General features: G+C 76.4%; 20 protein-coding genes. 14 read left to right on the top strand and 6 right to left on the bottom strand.

What is annotated here, in order from left to right; all coding sequences use genetic code 11:
- Nucleotides 1-58: 58 nt before the first annotated feature.
- From ACFPK1_RS12220 to ACFPK1_RS12205, 4 genes are all read right to left on the bottom strand, one after another.
- On the bottom strand, nt 59-652 hold the full coding sequence (locus ACFPK1_RS12220; protein WP_378021194.1) for a dihydrofolate reductase family protein: 594 nt from the start codon (nt 650-652) through the stop codon (nt 59-61).
- A 42-nt stretch (nt 653-694) separates the two neighbouring features.
- Entirely contained in the window at nt 695-1762 is a 1068-nt protein-coding gene (locus tag ACFPK1_RS12215) for a hypothetical protein (RefSeq protein WP_378021193.1), read from the bottom strand.
- 183 nt (nt 1763-1945) lie between these two features.
- Nucleotides 1946-2356: an NUDIX domain-containing protein gene (locus ACFPK1_RS12210; protein WP_378021192.1), complete on the bottom strand. Its 411-nt coding sequence runs from the start codon at nt 2354-2356 to the stop codon at nt 1946-1948.
- Between the two features lie 115 nt (nt 2357-2471).
- Nucleotides 2472-3155 (bottom strand): uracil-DNA glycosylase family protein, encoded by a 684-nt coding sequence (locus tag ACFPK1_RS12205; protein ID WP_378021191.1) that lies wholly within the window; start codon nt 3153-3155, stop codon nt 2472-2474.
- Between the two features lie 85 nt (nt 3156-3240).
- Between ACFPK1_RS12205 and ACFPK1_RS12200 the strand changes: the two genes are divergently transcribed.
- The 8 genes from ACFPK1_RS12200 to ACFPK1_RS12165 all read left to right on the top strand — a co-directional run bounded on the left by ACFPK1_RS12200 (nt 3241) and on the right by ACFPK1_RS12165 (nt 8782).
- Nucleotides 3241-4896, top strand: a complete 1656-nt coding sequence (locus tag ACFPK1_RS12200; RefSeq protein WP_378021190.1) for an NAD-dependent malic enzyme — start codon at nt 3241-3243, stop codon at nt 4894-4896.
- 326 nt (nt 4897-5222) lie between these two features.
- Nucleotides 5223-5735 (top strand): Asp23/Gls24 family envelope stress response protein, encoded by a 513-nt coding sequence (locus ACFPK1_RS12195; protein ID WP_378021189.1) that lies wholly within the window; start codon nt 5223-5225, stop codon nt 5733-5735.
- Nucleotides 5732-6061 (top strand): hypothetical protein, encoded by a 330-nt coding sequence (locus tag ACFPK1_RS12190; RefSeq protein WP_378021188.1) that lies wholly within the window; start codon nt 5732-5734, stop codon nt 6059-6061. The genes ACFPK1_RS12195 and ACFPK1_RS12190 overlap by 4 nt, the downstream gene beginning before the upstream one ends.
- Before the next feature lie 24 nt (nt 6062-6085).
- Nucleotides 6086-6298: a DUF2273 domain-containing protein gene (locus tag ACFPK1_RS12185; protein WP_378021187.1), complete on the top strand. Its 213-nt coding sequence runs from the start codon at nt 6086-6088 to the stop codon at nt 6296-6298.
- Entirely contained in the window at nt 6295-6675 is a 381-nt protein-coding gene (locus ACFPK1_RS12180) for an Asp23/Gls24 family envelope stress response protein (protein WP_378021186.1), read from the top strand. Before ACFPK1_RS12185 ends, ACFPK1_RS12180 begins: the two co-directional genes overlap by 4 nt.
- Nucleotides 6672-7217, top strand: coding sequence for a DUF6286 domain-containing protein (locus ACFPK1_RS12175; RefSeq protein ID WP_378021185.1), 546 nt, complete (start codon nt 6672-6674; stop codon nt 7215-7217). Before ACFPK1_RS12180 ends, ACFPK1_RS12175 begins: the two co-directional genes overlap by 4 nt.
- A gap of 3 nt (nt 7218-7220) precedes the next feature.
- Nucleotides 7221-7796: a hypothetical protein gene (locus tag ACFPK1_RS12170; protein ID WP_378021184.1), complete on the top strand. Its 576-nt coding sequence runs from the start codon at nt 7221-7223 to the stop codon at nt 7794-7796.
- Nucleotides 7797-7894: 98 nt separating this feature from the next.
- A complete protein-coding gene (locus tag ACFPK1_RS12165; RefSeq protein WP_378021183.1) occupies nt 7895-8782 on the top strand; it encodes a DUF2188 domain-containing protein in 888 nt (295 codons plus the stop codon).
- A 16-nt stretch (nt 8783-8798) separates the two neighbouring features.
- Here ACFPK1_RS12165 and ACFPK1_RS12160 read toward each other — a convergent pair whose 3' ends face one another.
- Nucleotides 8799-11345: an ATP-binding protein gene (locus ACFPK1_RS12160; RefSeq protein WP_378021344.1), complete on the bottom strand. Its 2547-nt coding sequence runs from the start codon at nt 11343-11345 to the stop codon at nt 8799-8801.
- A 69-nt stretch (nt 11346-11414) separates the two neighbouring features.
- Nucleotides 11415-12149 (bottom strand): GntR family transcriptional regulator, encoded by a 735-nt coding sequence (locus ACFPK1_RS12155; RefSeq protein WP_378021182.1) that lies wholly within the window; start codon nt 12147-12149, stop codon nt 11415-11417.
- A gap of 306 nt (nt 12150-12455) precedes the next feature.
- Here ACFPK1_RS12155 and ACFPK1_RS12150 point away from each other — a divergent pair, with 306 nt between their 5' ends.
- Genes ACFPK1_RS12150 through ACFPK1_RS12125 form a run of 6 tightly spaced genes read left to right on the top strand, consistent with a single transcriptional unit; the run spans nt 12456 to nt 16981 of the window.
- Nucleotides 12456-13535 carry an alcohol dehydrogenase catalytic domain-containing protein gene (locus ACFPK1_RS12150; RefSeq protein ID WP_378021343.1) on the top strand — a complete coding sequence of 360 codons (1080 nt, stop codon included), beginning with the start codon at nt 12456-12458 and terminating at the stop codon, nt 13533-13535.
- Nucleotides 13532-14452: a fumarylacetoacetate hydrolase family protein gene (locus ACFPK1_RS12145; RefSeq protein ID WP_378021181.1), complete on the top strand. Its 921-nt coding sequence runs from the start codon at nt 13532-13534 to the stop codon at nt 14450-14452. The genes ACFPK1_RS12150 and ACFPK1_RS12145 overlap by 4 nt, the downstream gene beginning before the upstream one ends.
- A complete protein-coding gene (locus ACFPK1_RS12140; RefSeq protein ID WP_378021180.1) occupies nt 14449-15189 on the top strand; it encodes an SDR family NAD(P)-dependent oxidoreductase in 741 nt (246 codons plus the stop codon). The genes ACFPK1_RS12145 and ACFPK1_RS12140 overlap by 4 nt, the downstream gene beginning before the upstream one ends.
- 32 nt (nt 15190-15221) lie before the next feature.
- A complete protein-coding gene (locus tag ACFPK1_RS12135; protein WP_378021179.1) occupies nt 15222-16124 on the top strand; it encodes a VOC family protein in 903 nt (300 codons plus the stop codon).
- Nucleotides 16125-16133: 9 nt separating this feature from the next.
- Nucleotides 16134-16595, top strand: a complete 462-nt coding sequence (locus ACFPK1_RS12130; protein WP_378021178.1) for an SRPBCC family protein — start codon at nt 16134-16136, stop codon at nt 16593-16595.
- Nucleotides 16592-16981: a nuclear transport factor 2 family protein gene (locus tag ACFPK1_RS12125; RefSeq protein WP_378021177.1), complete on the top strand. Its 390-nt coding sequence runs from the start codon at nt 16592-16594 to the stop codon at nt 16979-16981. Before ACFPK1_RS12130 ends, ACFPK1_RS12125 begins: the two co-directional genes overlap by 4 nt.

Here is a 16981-nt window from a genome sequence, read left to right as displayed (position 1 = left end):
ATCGACCGTGCCGCCACGGCACACTCCAGCCCTGGAGGCGCAGGTCACAGGCGCCGCGTCAGCCCCGCGGGGTGTGCGGGGTGGGCCGGTAGACGAGCTCCTGGATGTCGCCGTCGAGGGTCCGGTGCTCGAGCAGCTCGAGGTCGAAGTCGCCCGCTCCGCCGAGGACCGGGTCGGTCCCGGTCCTCCCGGTGATCACGGGGAAGATCGTCACCTGCAGGCGGTCGACCAGCCCGGCCGCCATCAGCGCCCAGTTCAGCGACAGGCTGCCGTGCGAGCGCAGCGGCACGTCGGACTCCTGCTTGAGCCGGGTGACGACGTCGACGGCGTCGCCGCCCGCGACCGTCGCGTCCGGCCAGTCGAGGGGTCCCTGCAGCGTCGACGACACCACCGTCATGGGCATGCTGCGCATCCGGTCGACCCACGGGTCGCGCACCTCGGACTCGTCGGTGCTCGCGGCCAGCATCTCCACGAACTGCCGGAACGTGGTGGCGCCGAAGACCATGCGGTGCTCGGTGTCGAACGAGGCGCGACGGTGCTCGAGCAGCTCGGGGCCCTGCTTGCCCCAGTAGCCGCCCCAGTCGCCGTCACCGCCGTAGGAGCCGTAGCCGTCGAGGCTGGAGAAGACGTCGAAGGTGTAGGTGGCGGTCATCGGTGCCTCCGCGGGTCGGGGGGCCGGCCCGCTGCCGGTCCCTCACCCTGGCGACGAAAGCCCCGTCCCCGTTTCGACATCGCCTGCGGACCCGTCGCGCACGGCCGGGTCGGCGTCGGTCACCCCGGTTCCCGCCTGTTCCGGCTCCTGCTCCGGCTCCTCCGGCTCCGCGGTCGCTGTCGTCGCGTCGGACGGGGACCGGTCGAAGCTCAGCATCGAGGGCTCCGGCGCCTCGTCGGCGACGACCTCGACCGTGTCCGGGGTGACGGGGGCGGTGCGCGGTGCGGCGTCCTCGGGGGCGTCGTCGGTGACCTCGGGTGCCGGGGCGGCCGCTGCCACGGCGGGCGCGGCCGCCACGGTCTCCGGGACCTCGGCCGGCGCCGCGGAGACGGCCGGCACGCTGGGCAGGGCGGACACGGTCGACACGGCGGACACCGCGGGCTGCTCGACGGCCGACGCCGTCGACGCCAGCGCGACCCGCACGGTGTCCGCGCCGGTGCCACGCCCAGGCGGCGCCCCGGACGGACCCTGGACCTGCTCGTCGAGGACGAGGCGCAGTACCGCGGCCTCCACCGGGTCGCCGAGCTCCCCGCGTGCCGAGGAGAGCGAGTGCAGCAGCTCCTGCGCCGCCCGCAGCCGCGGCCAGGCGACCACCAGCGCGGCCTCCGAGCCGGGCGCGGAGCGCACCGTGGCCAGGGCGGCGCGCAGGCCGTCGCGGTGGTGCGCCAGCTCGGCCCGGCGGTCGACCAGCGCGACGACGGCACCGGGCGTCGACGGCGCGCGGCGGGCGAGGGACGACCCGTCCCACCGCGCCCGGACCTCGTCGGTGCGCCGCAGCTCGGTCTCGATCGACGCCAGCACGGGTGTCGCCTCGCGCGTCCAGGCCGAGCTCCGCGCCAGGGCGGAGCCGCCGTCCTCGGCCGGGTCGGCACCCCGGTCCGGCGGTCCGTCCGGCCGGGTCTGCAACGCGGCGCCGGCGGCGACGGCGCACGCCGCGAGGGCGCCGAGGGCCACCACCCGCCGCGGCCCCGGGTGCAGCACGGCGGGGCCGGCGCTCTTGCGCCGCGAGCGGTCGACGCCGTCCGGGAGGTAGCCGCGCCACCCCGGCATCTCGTGTCGGCCATGGTGAACAGGCATCCCGATGGACCTCCCCCGAATCGCACGGCGAGGCCACCCTCCCCTCGCCCGCCCTCCCGGGAAAGGTCTGGTCACGAATCCGGTGACTATTTCCGTCGAATCACGGAATGATTACGGCACCCGCGCGAGCGACGGCTCGCAACCGGTCGCGGGCGTTCAGCCGCCGTCGAGCAGCGGCAGGACGTGCCGCCGGAAGAAGCGTCCGTCCGCCGGGTTCGACAACGTCGACGCCACCGACCCCGGGGACACCCAGCGGGCCTCCGGGTTGGCCGGGTCGAGGGGACGCAGGTCCGCGGCGGGACCGCGGAAGAGGTAGAGGGTGATCGTCTTGGCCTCGGGCAGGCCGAGCCGGAAGCCCGGCCGCGTGTACGACCCGAGCTCGCGCACCAGCTCCAGGTCGGCGAGCCCGGTCTCCTCGTGGATCTCGCGCCGGGCCGCGTCGAGCACGTCCTCGCCGTCCTCGACGTGCCCCTTGGGCAGCGACCACGTCCGGGCCCGCTGGCGGACGACCGCCACACGTCCCGCCGGGTCGACGACCACACCGCCCGCGGCCCGGCTCCGGAACATGCCCGGAGGGTGCCCGGTCGGGCGGGTGCCCACCGGGTGGGTCGCGGTCGAGATCGCGCCGCCGGCGGCCCAGGGGTGGGACGAGTCCTGGTCCGTGCCGAGGCAGCGCGAGCACCTACGGGTCCGGTGACGCCGCCGCCACCGCCCGGGCGATCACCGCGTCGAGCATCCCCGGCGTGAGCCGGCGGCTGCGGGTGTTCTGCGGGCTCGGGTGGTAGGACGCGAGCAACCGCAGGCCCGGGCGCGGCCCGCCGGTCAGGACGTGCTCGGCGCCGTGCGCGAAGCGGGCCCGGGGGCGCACGCCGCCCCAGTCGCACGCCGCCTCCCACGCGAGCCGACCCAGGCAGAGCAGGACCGCCACGTCCGGCAGGGCGGCGAGCTCCGCGGTGAGCCACCCCGCGCAGGCCGCCCGTTCCGCACGGGTCGGGCGGTGGTCGGGCGGCGGGCACCGCACGGCCGACGCCATCCACGCCCCCTGCAGGCGCAGCCCGTCACCGGCGTGCCGCGAGGTGGGGCGGTCCGCGAGCCCCGCGCGGTGCAGCGCGGCGACGAGCGTGTCGGCGGTCGGGTTGCCGGTGAACGCGCGGCCGGTGCGGTTGCCGCCGTGCGGTGCGGTCGCCAGCCCGAGCACGTGGACGCGCGCGCCCGGGTCGCCGAACCCGGGCACCGGACGTGCCCAGTAGGGCCCCGGGCCGGTCTCGGCGGCCGCGTGCCGGGACGCCACCAGCCGCGGGCAGGCCGTGCAGTCGGCGATGCGGGCGGCCAGGGCCTCGAGGTCACTGGTGCCGGCGACCCGCATGCTGCTCCCCCGTCGCCGGACCCGCGAGATTCTCCCTGGCCCGCCGTTCGCCGTCGTAGGGTGCCCCCGGCGAGGGGGGCGGGGCATGGACGAGGACACCGGGCACGCGCTGGACGACCCGCTGCGCACCAAGGGCACGTCGTTCACCCACGAGGAGCGCCGCCGGCTCGGCCTCCTGGGGCTGTTGCCCCACGCGGTGACGACGCTCGACGAGCAGGTCCGGCGCTCCTGGGGCGAGGTCCGCCGCCAGGCCACCGACCTCGACCGCTACATCTACCTGCGCGCCCTGCAGGACCGCAACGAGCGCCTGTTCTACGCCGTGCTCGCCGCCGACGTGCCCACCGCGCTGCCGCTCGTCTACACCCCGACCGTCGCCGAGGGCTGCCGGCGGTTCTCCGAGATCTGGCGGCGCCCGCGGGGGCTGTACCTGTCCTGGCCCGACCGCGACCACCTCGCCGAGGCGCTGCGCAACCGCCGCCAGCGCGAGGTCGACGTCATCGTGGTGACCGACGGCCAGCGCATCCTCGGCATCGGCGACCAGGGCGTGGGCGGCATGGGCATCCCCGTCGGGAAGCTCTCGCTCTACACCCTCATCGGCGGCATCGACCCGGCGCGCACCCTGCCGATCCTGCTCGACGTCGGCACCGACAACCCGACGCTGCTCGACGACCCGTTCTACCTGGGCTGGCGCCACCACCGCATCGACGACGACGCCTACCTCGCGTTCGTCGACGCCTTCGTCGCGGCCGTGCAGGACGAGCTCCCGGACGTGCTGCTGCAGTGGGAGGACTTCGCGACACCGCACGCGCACCCGATCCTGGAGCGCTACCGCGACCGGCTGCTCACGTTCAACGACGACATCCAGGGCACGGCGGCGGTGGCGCTCGGCGCGCTGCGCGGGGCGACCGAGGTGGCGGGCGTGCCGCTGCGCGACCAGCAGGTGGTGATGCTGGGCGCGGGCTCGGCGGGTATCGGGGTCATGGAGATGGTCCGCCAGGAGATGGTCGACCAGGGGCTGTCCCCCGACGAGGCCCGCGCGCGCTGCTGGGTCGTGGACGTCCGCGGCCTGCTGACCGGCGATCGCGACGACCTCTCCGACGCCCAGCGGGCCTTCGCCCGCGACCCGGCCGACGTCGCCGGGTGGGGCGTCGAGGGCCTGCCGGGGCTGGCCGACGTGGTGGCGCACGTGACCGTCGGCGTGCTGCTCGGGCTGTCCACCGCGCAGGGCGCCTTCACCGAGGACATCGTGCGCACGATGGCCGGCCGGGTCGACCGGCCGATCGTCTTCCCGCTGTCCAACCCCACCGAGAACGCCGAGGCCCGCCCAGCCGACCTCGACGCGTGGACCGGCGGGCGGGCGCTGATCGCCACCGGGTCGCCGTTCCCGCCGCTGCACCGGGAGGACGGCCCCGACATCCCGGTGGCCCAGTGCAACAACGTCTACATCTTCCCGGCGGTGGGCCTCGCGGTGACCGCGGCGCGGGCGACGCGCGTGACCGACGGGATGATGCGCGCCGCGGCGGGAGCGCTCGGCGACGCGTCGCCGGCGTTGTCCGACCCGCGCGCGCCGCTCCTGCCGCGCTGGGCCGACGTGCGCGACGTCGCCGACGACATCGCCCTCGCGGTCGCCCGGCGGGCCGTCGCGGACGGCGTCGCCCCGGCCGCGTCGGACGAGGACCTGCGCGCCGCGGTGCGCCGCACCCGCTGGGAGCCCACGTACGGGGCCGACGGCTCGGCGTAGCGATCCCGGTCCGAGAAGCGGCCGACGGCCAGTCCCGCGCAGGTCAGCAGCAGCAGGACCACGAACGTCGCCTGCTCGCCGACGACGACGGCCGCGCCGAGCGCGGCGGTGCCGATCGCGAATCCCGCGGTGACGGTCCTGGTGATCATCGTGCCCCTCCTCCGGGCTCGACGGCGCCTGCTCCTCGTGGGACACGCGCGCCGCCCGATCGGCACGGTGACCGTGATCACGGGTGCCGTGGCGTGAGGATCCGCGATCGGTCGTGTCCAACCGAATGAGCTCGACCGGAGACCGCCGGCGAGCCGTCCGAGAGGAAGGACCCGACGATGAGCACCCCGAGCACCCAGACCCCGTCGCCCGCGCCGCGCAGCACGACGAGCCCCGCGACCAGCCCCGCCACCAGCCCCGCCACCGCGGGCACCTCGCCGCTGGAGAGCACCCAGGGCCGCACCACCATCGCCGACGGCGTCGTCGCCAAGATCGCCGGCCTCGCCGCCCGCGAGATCGACGGCGTCCACGGCTTCGGCACCAGCGCCGCCCGCGCCTTCGGCGCCATCACCGAACGCATCCCCGGCGGCCGCTCCTCCACCACCCAGGGCGTCTCGGTCGAGGTCGGCGAACGCCAGGCCGCGGTCGACCTCACCATCGTCGTCGACTACGGCATCGCCATCGCCGACCTCGCCCGCGCCATCCGCCGCAACGTCATCACCGCCGTCCAGCAGATGACCGGCCTCGAGGTCGTCGAGGTCAACGTCAACGTCGTCGACCTGCACCTGCCCGGCGACGACACCGACAGCGACACCGACACGGCCACCACCGCGCAGGCCCGGGTCCGGTGACCCGCCCCGCCCGACCCGGCCGGCACTCCGACGCGGCCGTGGTGGCCGGCGTCGACGTCGACCGGGTCGCGGCGACGGTGGCCGCGTGCCCGCTGGTCGCCGGGCTCGACGCCGGCGACCACGGCACCGCCGCGACGCTCCTGCCCGGCCGCCGCGTGATCGGGGTCCGGGTGGGCGAGCCGGCCGGCGGGCCCGCCCGGATCACCGTCACCGTCGTCGCCCGCTACGGCGCACCCCTGACCCGCCTGGTCGAGCAGGTGCGCTCCGCCGTGGGCGTCCGCGCCCCCGGCCACCCCGTCGACGTCGTCGTCACCGACGTCTCCTGACCGTCCCCTCCCGGGAGGAACCCCGTGATCACCTCCAACACCGTCCTGGGCCTCGCCGCCGGCGTGGCCCTCGGGTTCGCCGGCGCGTTCGGCGGGCTCGGCGCCTTCCTGCTGGTGCTCGTGCTCGGCGCCGTCGGCCTGCTCGTCGGCCGCTGGGCCGACGGCCGGCTCGACCTCACCGAGCTCGCCGAGCAGCTGCGCGGCGCCGGCTCCGACCGAGAACGGGTCCGGCGATGACCCCCGGATCCGAGGACCCCGGCGCCCGCGGCGGGCTGACCATCGCCGACCGGGTCCTCGAGCAGCTCGTGGCCGCGGCCGCCGGCGAGGTGGACGGCGTCACCGTCCCCGGCGCCGGCGGGCTGGCCGGCGTGGTCGGTGCCCGCCGCGCGACCGCCCGGGTCCGCCGCACGGAGGACCGGCTCGTCGTCGGCCTCGCGCTCGCGATCACCTATCCCACCCCGGTCGCGGCCACGGCCGACGCCGCCCGCCGCCACGTCGGCACGCGGGTCGCCGAGCTCGCCGGGCTCACCGTCGGACGCGTCGACGTCGACGTCACCGCCCTGCCGCACCCCGCGACGGACGCGGCCGGCCGCACCGGGCGGGTGGTCGCGTGATCCGCCGCTCCCGCCGGACGCTCCCGGCGGCCCTCACCGCCCTCGTGCTCCTCGCGGTCGGCGCGCTCGTCGCGACCAGCGCGATCCAGGTCCTGCTCGGGCGCACCCCGCTGCTGGCCGTCGACACCGTCACCGGCGCGCTCGGGCGCACCACCTGGCAGGCCCCGGCCGTCCTGGTCGCCGCCGGCGTCGCCGCGGCGCTCGGCGTGGTCCTGCTCGTCGCGGGCCTGTGGCCCGGGCGCAGCCACGTGCTGCCGCTGGTCGCCGACCCCTCGGTCCCCGAGATCGTCGCCGGCGGGTGGCACCGCCACGACCTCGCCGCCCGGCTGCGCCGTCGCGCGCTGGCCGTGGAGGGCGTCGAGCGCGCCACCGCCCGCGTCCGGCGCCGCCGGATCCGCGTGACGGCCCGGACGTCGCGCAGCAGCACCGCCGACCTGCGCGCGGCGGTGGCCACCGCCGTCGGCACCGACCTCGACACGCTCGGGCTGGCCCGGCGACCCCGCCTGCGCGTGACGGTGACCTCCAGCCGGAAGGAGCGCTGACCCGTGGCCCGCGCGACCAACCCACCCGCCCGCCTCAACCGCTCGCTGCTCACCGTCGCCGGCCTCGTGCTGCTCGCGGTCGCGGCCCTCGTCGCCGGCGTCGCCACCGGGCGCCTGCCCCTCGTCGCGACCGACGCCCCGGTGCTCGGCGGGGCCCTGCCGTCCTGGTGGCCCTGGGCCGCGGCCGGCGCCGGGATCGTCGTCGGCCTCCTGGGGCTGCGCTGGCTGCTCGCGCAGGCGCGCCGCCGCCCGGCCGGCGACACCTGGACCGTCACCGCCGACGGCCCCGTGCCCGGCAGCACGAGTGTGGCCGGCGGCGTCGCCGAGTCGGCCGTGCGCGCCGACCTCACCGGCCACGCCGCGATCGCCGACGCCCGCGTCCGCCTCACCGACGGGGCGCCGCGGCCGACGCTCTACGTCGAGCTCGACCTCGACGCCGGGGCCGACGTCCGCGGCGCGGTCGACCACCTCGAGCAGCACGCCCTGCCCCGGCTGCGCGGCGCTCTCGGCGTCGCCGCCGTTCCCACCCGGATCCTGCTGCGCACCGGGCGCGCGCGCCCCACCGACCGCGTCGCCTGACCGCGGCGACGCCCGTCACCCGTGATCCCCGTGACGGACACGGGTGGGTCACGCGATCCGTGGACAGTAGGAGTGGAGCCCCACCCGAAGGAGTACCGATGTCCGAGCGCCACGTCACGCCCACCGACGACGGCTGGGCCGTCGAGAAGCCCGACGCCCAGCGGCCGAGCGCCAAGACCCCGACGCAGGCCGAGGCGATCAAGCGCGCCGTGGAGATCGTCGTGAACGACGGCGGCGGCGACGTCGTCGTGCACGGCACCGACGGCGCCGTCCGCGAGACGCGCACCGTCGGCGCGGACGCCGACACCGACCGCGTCGCGGCCGCGCTCGCGGCCGGCGCCGCCGGCACCGGGGCCCGCGTCACCGCCGAGGCCGCCGCCGCCGAGGTGTCCGACGCCGCCGAGGACGTCACCGGCGACGCGTCGGTGACCGCGAAGAAGGTCGCCGGCCAGACGCGCACCGGCGCCGAGCGCGCCGGCGCCACCGCCGCGGCGGGCGCCTCCGGCGTCGGCGACGAGGTCGACGCCGCGCGCCGTGGCGACAAGGGCGTCGAGGCCGCCGCGAAGGACGCGGCGAGCATCGCGCGGACCACCGGCGGCCAGGTCGCCGACCAGGTCGACCGCACCGGCCGGCAGGTCGCCGGCGAGGCCCGAGCCGCCGGGCGCCGCGCCGCCGCGCGGGTGGACGCCACCGCCCGCGAGGCCGGTGAGCAGGCGGTCGCGGGTGCCGACCGCGCCGCGACGGTCGGCGCGGGGGTCGGCGAGCAGGCCGAGGACGCCGCCGACCGCGTCGGCCGGCAGATCCACGCCTACACCGAGGCCGCCGCGGCCCCGCTCGACCAGCTCGCCCGGGCGCTCAACCCGGTGCGCATCACCGGCCGCGTGGTCGGGGCGCTGGCCGCCGGCGGCCTGCACCTGTTCGGGGTCGGCGCCGCCCGCGGCACCGCGGCCGCGCAGCAGCGCGTCCGCGAGGTCGCCACGCGCTGACCCGCGCCCGCCGGCCTCACGTCCCGTCGGTGCCCAGGCCCTGCGCGGACGCCGCCGCGACCGCCTCGCTGCGGCTGGCGACGCCGAGCTTGGCGAGCACCGCGGAGACGTGGTGGTCGACGGTGCGCACGGAGAGCACCAGCTCCGCGGCGATCTGGGCGTTGGTGCGGCCGCGGGCGAGCCGACCGAGGATGTCGAGCTGGCGCTCGGTCAGCCCGAACGGGTTCGCCCGGGTCGCCGACACCGGACCGCGCGGCACTGCCTGGACCCCGAGGTCCCGCAGCGCTCGCCGTACCCGGGCGGCGGCGGGCCCGGCACCGAGGTCGTCCAGGACGGCCAGCGCCCGCAGGGTGGTGTCGACCTCGCCGGAGTCCGCGAGCTCGAGGGCCCGCTCGTAGGGGTCCTCGCGGCCCGCGGCCTCGTCCGTCGTCGCCCCCTCGAGCCGGGCCCGCCACCGCCGCACCTCCGCGTGGCGGCCCGGCACGACGTCGCCGGCGGTGCGCTCGTCGAGCCGGTCCAGGGCCCGGCGGGCGCGCTCGGTGTCGCCGCCCAGCCAGGCGCTCTCGACCTCGGCGAGCAGGGCCGGCACCAGCTCGAACGGGCTGTCGGTGCGGACCGCGACGTCGAGCGCCCACGCCAGCACCGCGTCGGCGTCGTCGGCGCCGCGGCGCACCAGCAGGCGGGCGAGCCACGGGAGGGTGTACCGGGTCGCCATGGTCACGTGGCCGTCGCGCTGCCCCACGACACCGCGCAGCCCGGCCTCCGCCGCGGCCCACTCGCCACGCACCACCTGGCAGCGGTGGCGGTGCGCGAGCAGCTGGTCGGCGTAGACCTCGAGCTCGCGGTCGCGGGTGTGGGCCAGCCCCCGCTCGACCGCCTCGAGGACCTCGTCGGTACGCCCGAGCTCCCACTGGATCCGCGCGGCGAGGATGTGGGTGTACATGATCAGCACGTGGTGGCCCGCGCCGACGGCCAGCCGGCGGGCCTCGTCCAGGTCGGCCGCCCCCTCCGGGTCGCCGAGCAGCATCCGCTGGCTCCCGCGCATCATGCGGGGCAGCGCCTCCACCACGCCCACCCCGAGCCGCTGCGCGGTCCCCACGGCGGTGTCGGCGGTCGCGAGGGCCTCCTCCGGCCGGCCCGCCTCGGCCCGCAGCCACGAGAGCCAGGACAGCGCCATCGCCAGCGCCGGGCCGTCCCCCGCGGGGGTCAGCAGGTCGACGGCCCGCTGCGCCTCCCGGGTGGCGTCGTGCGGGCGCAGCAGCGACCACAGGACGGGGGCGAGCGGGACCACGGCCTCCCCGAGCGCGACGGGGTCGCCGAGCTCCTCCCGGATCCGCACGGCGGCCTCGGTCGCCGCCAGCGCGGCCGTCTGCCGGTCCATGCTCTGGTGCGCGGTCGAGCACGCGACCAGCAGCGTCGCGTGCTCGGCGGGCGCGAGCAGGTGTGACCGGGCCAGGACCTGCTCGTAGAGCGCGACCTCCTGGCCGAAGCTGCCCACCCGGCCCGCCGCCCGGGCCGCCGCCGGGCCGTGCGCCACGACCGCCGCGTCGTCACCGGCGCCCACGGCGTGGTGGACGACCCGCGCCGGATCGACGTCCGGGCGAGCCAGCAGCGCCGCGAGCGCGCGGGCGTGCAGCGTCATCCGCCGGCTCGCCGGCAGCGTGCTCTCCAGCGCGTGCCGAGCCAGCTCGTGGCGGAACGCGACCGCGTCCGCGCGCACCTCGACCATGCCGCCCCGCTCCGCGGCCGCGAGCACGTCGAGGCTCCCCAGCAGCGTCCGCGCCAGCGACAGCTCCACCGCACCGGGCACCACCGCCAGCTGGGCCAGCGCGTCCCGGGTGGCGTCGTCGAGCCGGTCGACCCGGGCGAGGACCGCGTCCACCACCGTCGCCGGCACGGCCACCTCCGGCCCGCCGTCCCCCGTGGCCAGTACCTCGGAGACGTAGAACGGGTTGCCGCCGGTGAGGCGGTAGAGCGTCGCCGACGTGAGCGCGGTGCCGCCGGCCCACCCCGCGACCGCGGCGCGCGAGAGCCGGCCGAGCGCGACGCGCTGCACCCACGGCCCGGCGAGCGCCCCGAGCACGCGCCGCAGGGCCTCGCCGACGTCCTCCTCCCGGAACGTCAGCACCAGCACCGACGGCAGGTCCGCGAGACGCCGCCCCAGGTAGCGCAGGACGTCGAGGGTGGCGTCGTCGGCCCAGTGCACGTCCTCGACGACGAGCACCGTGGGGCGCGCCGGGTCGGCGAGCTCGGCCAGCGCCCCGGCGAGGATCGCGTCGCGGTCCCCGTCGCGCAGCGCCTGCCCGAGCGCGGCGGCGCCCGCCCGCGCGACGTCGCGCAGCGGCCCGAGCGCGCGGGGGGTGAGCAGGTCGTCGCAGGCCCCGAGCAGCACCCGCGCGCCGTCGCGGGCGTGCGCGGTGAACGCGCGGACGAGGCTGGTCTTGCCGACCCCGGCCTCGCCGCTGAGCAGGACGACCGAGCCGCCGGCCCCCGTGCGGGCGCGGTCGAGGGAGGCGGCGAGGAGGGCCAGCTCGTCGTCCCGCTCCAGCAGCGCCACCGGCATCGCACCCACCCCCGGCCCGACGCTAGGGGACGACTCCGGTCGTGCACCACCGTCAGCCGGCGGCGCGGCTCACCGGTGCGCGAGCAGGAGGTTGAGCGCCGCGCGGGTGGCCGAGGCGTCGAGGCAGGGGGCGATGTCGGCCATGGCCGTGAACGCCGTGCGCGCGAGGTGCTGCGCGATCGTGCGCACGGCCAGATCGTGGTCGCGGTTCCGGTAGGCCTCGACGAGCGTCTCGTGGTCGGCATCCCAGCGGGCCCACGCCGTCGGCCGGCCGAGCTGCGCGAGCCGCAGGAAGCGCTCCGCCCGGTCGTTGAGGCCCCGGAGGGAGTCGTGGAGCACCGGCGCGTCCTCGACGGTGAGCTGGTGGAACTCGCGGTGCGCCCGCTGCCACTGCTCGATGTCCTCGTCGGCGGCGAGGCGGCGCATCCGCGCCAACGACTGCTCGAGCCGCTCGACCAGGGCCGGCGTCGCCGTGCGCACCGAGAGGCTCACCGCGACCGACTCGACCATCACCCGTGAGGTGTAGATCGCGTCGACCTCACCGGGGTCGATCGCGCGGACCACAGCGCGCTGGTCGGGCTTGTTCTCGATCAGGCCCTCCTCCTGCAACAGGCGGAAGGCCTCCCGCATCGGGGTGCGGCTGACGCGCAGGGAGCGCGCCAGCTCGGCCTGCAGGAGCGGGGCGCCCGGCGGGAGCTCGCCGCTGAGGATCATCGCCCGAACCGCGGCGTGGACGTCGAGCGCCAGCCGTCGCCCCGACTTGACCTCGGGGGGCGCCGCCACGGCCACCGCTTCCTCACTCATGTGCTCAGTGTATCCACACTGACCGGACTCCGGACCGACTGACTGCCGCCCGATCCTGGCGATCTCCGCTGACTCGGCGGCGCAGACGACCCTTGCTTCCCGAGCCAAAGTGGGTACAGTTTGCCGCACCCCGATGTGGCGCACGACATGCGAACACTCGGCTCTTCCCGCAAAAGTCGTGCTCAACGCCGGTTCACGACGCCGGCCAGCCGAGTTATCCGGTCAAGGAGGATGCAGATGACGAGGTCTGCGGTCGCCACTTCCACGCCATGGCCCGCGCCGCCGCTGGCCGCCCCGCCCCCGCGGATGCGCGCCGTGGGGTTCGATCGTTTCGGGGAGCCGGAGGTGCTCCAGATACGAGAAGTGGACACACCCCTACCGGGCCCCGGTGAGGTGGCGGTGCGGGTGGCCGCGGTGAGCGTCGGGCGCCTCCTCGACCTCAGCGCCCGTGCGGGCACCCACCCCTACGCCCGGATCGCGCTGCCCCACGTCCCGGGCGCCGAGCACGCCGGCACGGTCGCCGCGGTCGGGCCGGGGGTGGACGCCGTCGTCATCGGCGACCACGTCGCGGTCCTCCCGGTGCTGACCTGCGGCGACTGCCCCGCCTGCCAGGACGGCGCCACCGAGTCCTGCCCCGCGGCGCGGATCCTGGGGCTGCACACGTGGGGCGCCTACGCCGAGTACACCGTGGTGCCGGCCGACAACGTCGTCGTCGTGCCGGCGGGGGTCGACCCCGCGCAGGCCGCGGCGCTGGCCCTGTCCGGGGCGGTGGCGCAGAACCAGTTCGACGAGGCGGGGCTCGGACCCGGCGAGTGGGTCCTGGTGCACGGCGCGTCGTCGGCCCTGGGCTCGCTCACCGCGGCCCTCGCGGTGCACCGGGGAGCGCGGGTCATCGCGACCTCGCGCTCCGCGGCCAAGCGGGAGCGGCTCCTGGCCCTGCGCGCCGAGGCGGTCGTCGACCCCACCGATCCGGGGTTCGCCGACCGGGTGCGGGCCCTGACCGGCGGTGCGGGCGTCGACCTCGTCGTCGACGACCTCGGCGACCCCGCCATCTGGCAGGCCACGATGGACGTGCTCGCCCTCCGCGGCCGCGTCGTCACGTCGGGGGCGTTCCTGGGCGGCCGGGTCGAGCTGGACCTGTTGCGCCTCTACTCGCGCTCGCAACGGATCGTCGGTGTGCGCAGCGGCAACCTGCGCAGCGCCCGCCGCCTGTGGGCGGCCGTCGCCGACGGCTTCCGGCCGGTGATCGACCGTGCCCTCCCCGTCGCGCAGGCCGCCGAGGCGCACCGCTACCTCGAGGACTCCGCCAACACCGGCCGGGTCGTGCTCACGACCGCCGACGACGACTGGGCTCCCGCCCCGCACTCCTCGAGGAGCTCCTCATGACGTGGTCCCTGGTCACCCACCGCACGGACGGGCCGGACGGCATCGCCGTCGGCCTGCGCGAGCCCGACGGCACCGTGCGGGCCCTCCCCCGCTACGCCGGTCGCACCATGCTCGACCTGCTGGACGACTGGGACACCGTCGTCACGGAGCTGCGCACCATCGAGGTCGGCGCCCTGCCGGTGCTGGGCGACGTGCCGCTCGCGGCCCCCATCCGGTTCCCGCGCAAGGTGGTGTGCGCCGGCGCGAACTACTTCGCGCACCTGGCGGAGATGGGCGTGGAGCGACCCGATCCCGTCGGGGCGCCCTACTTCTTCCTCAAGCCGCCGACCACCACGGTGATCGGGCCGGACGACGCCGTCGTGCTGCCCGACCGCCCGGGTCGCCGGATCGACTGGGAGGCCGAGCTCGGCCTCGTCATCGGCCGCCGCGCCCGCGACCTCGACGAGGCGGAGGTGGCCGGGCACCTCGCCGGCTACACGATCGTCAACGACGTCTCGGCCCGCGACCGGCTCGGTCGGTCCGACGCCGTCGCGCCGCCCTTCGGCTTCGACTGGACCTCGGCCAAGGGCGAGGACACCTTCTGCCCGACCGGCCCGGGCATCACGCCGGCCTTCTTCGTCCGCGATCCCCAGGACCTGCACATCACCCTGACCGTGAACGGCGTGGTGAAACAGGACTCCGGCACCGCGGACATGATGAACGGCGCCTTCGCCGTGGTCGCGGCCGCGAGCCGGATCATGACCCTCGAGCCGGGCGACATCGTCGCGACCGGCAGTCCCGCGGGCGTCGGTGCCCCGCGCGGCGAGTACCTCGCGCACGGCGACGAGATGGTCGTCGACATCTCCGGCCTCGGCCGGCTGCGCAACCCGGTGGTCGACGGCGCGCTCGCCGTCGCGAGCGGAAGGAAGATCGCATGAACCGCGAGTTCGAGGGCCGGGTCGCGTTCGTGACCGGCGCGGCGGGCGGCATCGGCCGGGCCAGCGTGCTGGCGTTCGCCGCCCGTGGCGCGTCGGTGGTGGCCTGCGACCTCGTCGACCCGGCCGAGACCGTTGCCGAGGCCGATCGCCACGGGGTGAAGGCGCTCTCGCTGCAGGTCGACGTCGCCGAGGGGGCCGCGGTGCGCGACGCCGTCGAGGCCGCGGTGTCCACCTTCGGCCGGCTCGACTTCGCCCACAACAACGCCGGGACCTTCGCCGTGGCCCCGCTCGCGGACCTCGGCGAGGACGACTGGTCGCGCGTCGTGACCGTCAACCTCGGCGGCGTCTTCCTCGGGATGAAGTACCAGATCCCGCACCTGCTCGAGACCGGCGGCGCGATCGTCAACACGGCCTCGATCTGGTCCGAGCAGGGCGCGGCCGCGCAGGGCGCCTACGTGGCGAGCAAGCACGGCGTCGCCGGCCTGACCAGGACCGCGGCGATCGACTACGGCCGCCACGGCATCCGCGTCAACGCGGTGGCGCCCGGCCCGATCCGCACCGCGATGACCGCCGCGGTGCCCGACGAGGCGATGGCGCCGGTCATCGGCCGCACCACCGTCGAGCGCTACGGCGAGCCCGCCGAGGTCGCCGAGGCCGTCGTCTGGCTCTGCTCCCCCGCCGCCGCCTATGTCAACGGCGCCGTCCTGCCCGTCGACGGCGGATACCTCGCCGCCTGACCCGCGGCCCGAACACCACGAGGAGCCCCCGTATGGACAACGACACCGCGGCCGCGCGTGTGCGCAAGGTCGGGTACGTCGAGTTCACCACCCCCGACGTCGACCGCCTGGTCGACTACTACACGACCTGTCTCGGCCTCCACCTGGAGGACCGCTCCCCGGAGACGGCCTTCCTGACCACCGGTCTCGACCACCACAGCGTCGTCGTCCGCCGGGGCGACGCCGCGGCGCGCACGAGCATCGGCTACGAGATCGCCGGCTCGGTCGACGACGCGCACAAGCGCCTCGCCGACGCCGGGTACGAGGTGTCCCGCCGCACCGACATCGCCCCCAGCACGCCCGATGTGCTCGTCCTGGCCGAGCCGGGCACCGGCGTCCCGGTGCACCTCTACGAGACCCAGGCGGCGAGCGGCACCGGGCCCGGCCCCGCCCACCGGCCCACCAAGCTCGGCCACGTCGCGGCGTTCACGCCGGGACTGGCCGAGATCCAGGGCTTCTACCAGGACCTGCTGGGGTTCCGGTGGTCGGACACCATCGGCGACTTCTTCGTCTTCCTGCGGTGCAACGCCGACCACCACGCCGCGAACTTCCTGCAGAGCACGACGTACTCCGGCATGCACCACGTCGCCTACGAGATGCGCGACCTCAACCACCTGCAGACGACGCTCGACCACCTCGCGCGCCACGACCACCGCCTGCACTGGGGGCCGGGACGTCACGGCCCGGGCCACAACGTCTTCACCTACCACCGCGACCCCGACGGCAACACCGTCGAGCTGTTCACCCAGCTCGACCAGATGATCGACGAGGCGAACGGCTACTTCGAGCCCCGCCCGTGGCACGAGGACAGCCCCCAGGTCCCGAAGACCTGGGAGGTCGACATCGCCACCGCCAACTCCTGGGGCCCGGTGCTCCCGGAGATCCTGGACCACTGAGGAGCAGAGATGATCTACAGCGAGCTGGAGCTGCCGGCGAACCCCCCGGGCGCCACACCCCTCGACCGGGACCGCATCTGGCAGGGCCTCGAGCAGAAGGCCCTCGACGCCGTGCCCTACGTGGAGGCCATCACCGGCTGCCGGGAGATCGCCCGCCACAGCGACACCGTCTTCGACCGGGAGATCGAGCTCGGCGGCGCGCGGTACGTCGAGCGGGTCTGGCTGGACGCGCCGCACCGCGTGGTGTTCACCCGCCTCGACGGGCCGGTCCTCGGCACGATCACCAACGAGATCACCGAGGACGACGGGGAGCTCGGACTCCGGTTCCGGTTCGCCCTGGCGACCCGGCCGGGCGACGAGCTGCCGATCACCGAGGAGGAGCTGTCGCGGCAGATGGTCGCCGCGTACCGGGCCGCCGTGGAGACGACGCTGGCCGCCGTCCGCGCCCGCACCGCGGAGCCGGTCCGATGACGGGCACGACCACCGCGCGGGCCGTGGACGCCCCGGCGTGGCTCGTCGAGTTCTACGGGCACGTCGACGCGCTGGACACCGAGGCGGTCCTGGCCCGCTTCGCCCCCGACGCCTCCATGCGCTACGGGGCGGGCGACCCGCTGCCCGGCCACGAGGCCATCCGCGCCGGCCTGACCTACCTCTTCACCACCTACCGCCGGATCGGCCACGAGTTCCTCGGCGTGTGGGAGAGCGGGACGACGCTGATGCTCGAGGCCACCGTGACCTACGGCCTGCCCGACGGCCGGGAGGTCGCCGTCCCCGCGCTCACGGTCATCGAGCACCGCGACGGGGCCATCGACGACCTGCGCATCTTCATCGACCCGACGCCCGCCCAGGTCGGCTGA

It is taken from the genome of Actinomycetospora rhizophila (genome assembly GCF_042657905.1).
GTDB classification, from domain to species: domain Bacteria; phylum Actinomycetota; class Actinomycetes; order Mycobacteriales; family Pseudonocardiaceae; genus Actinomycetospora; species Actinomycetospora rhizophila.
This window is presented reverse-complemented; position numbering and strand designations above follow the sequence as displayed.

Excerpts from the sequence above, each read along its gene's own strand:
- ACFPK1_RS12205 (WP_378021191.1), bottom strand. The coding sequence starts at position 3,155 with ATGCGGGTCGCCGGCACCAGTGACCTCGAGGCCCTGGCCGCCCGCATC.
- ACFPK1_RS12150 (WP_378021343.1), top strand. The coding sequence starts at position 12,456 with ATGCGCGCCGTGGGGTTCGATCGTTTCGGGGAGCCGGAGGTGCTCCAG.
- ACFPK1_RS12155 (WP_378021182.1), bottom strand. The coding sequence starts at position 12,149 with ATGAGTGAGGAAGCGGTGGCCGTGGCGGCGCCCCCCGAGGTCAAGTCG.
- ACFPK1_RS12195 (WP_378021189.1), top strand. The coding sequence starts at position 5,223 with ATGAGCACCCCGAGCACCCAGACCCCGTCGCCCGCGCCGCGCAGCACG.
- ACFPK1_RS12165 (WP_378021183.1), top strand. The coding sequence starts at position 7,895 with ATGTCCGAGCGCCACGTCACGCCCACCGACGACGGCTGGGCCGTCGAG.
- ACFPK1_RS12130 (WP_378021178.1), top strand. The coding sequence starts at position 16,134 with ATGATCTACAGCGAGCTGGAGCTGCCGGCGAACCCCCCGGGCGCCACA.
- ACFPK1_RS12200 (WP_378021190.1), top strand. The coding sequence starts at position 3,241 with ATGGACGAGGACACCGGGCACGCGCTGGACGACCCGCTGCGCACCAAG.
- ACFPK1_RS12135 (WP_378021179.1), top strand. The coding sequence starts at position 15,222 with ATGGACAACGACACCGCGGCCGCGCGTGTGCGCAAGGTCGGGTACGTC.
- ACFPK1_RS12215 (WP_378021193.1), bottom strand. The coding sequence starts at position 1,762 with ATGCCGGGGTGGCGCGGCTACCTCCCGGACGGCGTCGACCGCTCGCGG.
- ACFPK1_RS12180 (WP_378021186.1), top strand. The coding sequence starts at position 6,295 with ATGACCCCCGGATCCGAGGACCCCGGCGCCCGCGGCGGGCTGACCATC.
- ACFPK1_RS12140 (WP_378021180.1), top strand. The coding sequence starts at position 14,449 with ATGAACCGCGAGTTCGAGGGCCGGGTCGCGTTCGTGACCGGCGCGGCG.
- ACFPK1_RS12210 (WP_378021192.1), bottom strand. The coding sequence starts at position 2,356 with ATGTTCCGGAGCCGGGCCGCGGGCGGTGTGGTCGTCGACCCGGCGGGA.
- ACFPK1_RS12220 (WP_378021194.1), bottom strand. The coding sequence starts at position 652 with ATGACCGCCACCTACACCTTCGACGTCTTCTCCAGCCTCGACGGCTAC.
- ACFPK1_RS12145 (WP_378021181.1), top strand. The coding sequence starts at position 13,532 with ATGACGTGGTCCCTGGTCACCCACCGCACGGACGGGCCGGACGGCATC.
- ACFPK1_RS12160 (WP_378021344.1), bottom strand. The coding sequence starts at position 11,345 with ATGCCGGTGGCGCTGCTGGAGCGGGACGACGAGCTGGCCCTCCTCGCC.
- ACFPK1_RS12125 (WP_378021177.1), top strand. The coding sequence starts at position 16,592 with ATGACGGGCACGACCACCGCGCGGGCCGTGGACGCCCCGGCGTGGCTC.